Annotated in this window: 3 protein-coding genes; all 3 read right to left on the reverse strand. The window is 54.9% G+C overall.

What is annotated here, in order from left to right; translation table 11 throughout:
- Window positions 1–155: 155 nt before the first annotated feature.
- On the reverse strand, window positions 156–473 hold the full coding sequence (locus tag CW742_RS13930) for a hypothetical protein (RefSeq protein WP_292421414.1): 318 nt from the start codon (window positions 471–473) through the stop codon (window positions 156–158).
- A 12-nt stretch (window positions 474–485) separates the two neighbouring features.
- Complete coding sequence (locus CW742_RS13935; protein ID WP_292421416.1) at window positions 486–971, reverse strand: hypothetical protein; 486 nt, start codon at window positions 969–971, stop codon at window positions 486–488.
- Window positions 968–1212: hypothetical protein (locus tag CW742_RS13940; protein WP_292421418.1), on the reverse strand; the 245-nt coding region annotated here is incomplete at its 5' end. The genes CW742_RS13940 and CW742_RS13935, both read right to left, overlap by 4 nt.

Raw genomic sequence — 1212 nt, forward strand, 5'->3', positions numbered from 1 at the left:
CTGGAAGATGATCGCCAGATCCTGCCGGACCTTATCTATCCCGGTTACCATCTGCAGGCCATTGAGAGATGACAAGGCCAAATCGCCGTTGGTGACCTTCAGCGTCGTGCCGTAATCCATGCAGGATAATCAGGACGATGCGAGATAAAGAAAGGTCAATCGGAAAATACGAAACTCTGTACCACGGCCTGAGCTCCCATGAGTGCGTGGCAACCGTTTGTTCCTGCGTCACCTGCCCGGACAACGTTCGTCTCGTTGATTCGGGTAATTGATCCCGCACTGGTACCGGCAGCGCCTCCGCAGCCGTCGGGGCCTTGGTAAGATTGCCCTTTCACGATGACGGGGTTGCCATCAATCCTGACAAACGTGTTTGCGGTAGATGGACCGATTGTCCCCATCCCGCCCCCGTTGTGCGGGGACGGGCAGTCCAGCCACGGTTCACGATCGCCTTCAACAATCACCAGCAGTGCCATGATACATACACCTTACAGGGAGTTGATGTCCAGTTGCGTTGTCCGGATCTCAATCTTACCGTCGCTCTTGAACAGGATGCAGGAGCCGGACTTATGGAAGATCCCGATATCGCCAGGAGCGGATAAGTCCTCCGGGATTCCGTCAGACCGTAGGTGGATGCTACCCAGAACAACAGCGTTGCTGAGCTGGAACCGCGATCGCGGGTTGACCGGTGCAACGCCGTCGCCCTCCAGCTGTTTGCTCCGCTCGAATTTCGTATACGCCACCAGCACCGGTTGACCTACATCGGGAAGGACGATGATTTCCGAATCCCCGAACCGCAGGGACATGAACGGCACGTTCTGCAGCAGCGTCTCGGTGCCGTTGACAGAACATTTCAGCCGGACATCGACCCGCATGTAGTTATCGTACACCTTGGTCACGGTGCCGATATCCACCGTATTGATGCCCGCCAGTTTCTGGTTGATCAGGCTGACTATCTGTTCAGCAATCGTCATGCGGCAACCACCACGATTTCGGTTGAGAAGTCATTGTCGGAGATCTTGTGCGAGTATGTCACTACCCGCATCGTACCGGTTACCGTATCTGATTCAACCTGCACAAGAGTCCCAATCCCCATCTCGTGGTTCAGATAGGTGACGATCTTATAGTCACCAACAGAGGCGCTCTCTCCATCACCGCCATTTGATTTCTTGACCTTCGAGACTGACTGCAGGCCGTTATCGTACGAGATCAACA

The sequence above is a fragment of the Methanoregula sp. genome (assembly GCF_002835825.1).
GTDB lineage: Archaea > Halobacteriota > Methanomicrobia > Methanomicrobiales > Methanospirillaceae > Methanoregula.

Coding starts and splice junctions, on each gene's coding strand:
- CW742_RS13930 (WP_292421414.1), bottom strand. CDS start 473: ATGGCACTGCTGGTGATTGTTGAAGGCGATCGTGAACCGTGGCTGGAC.
- CW742_RS13935 (WP_292421416.1), bottom strand. CDS start 971: ATGACGATTGCTGAACAGATAGTCAGCCTGATCAACCAGAAACTGGCG.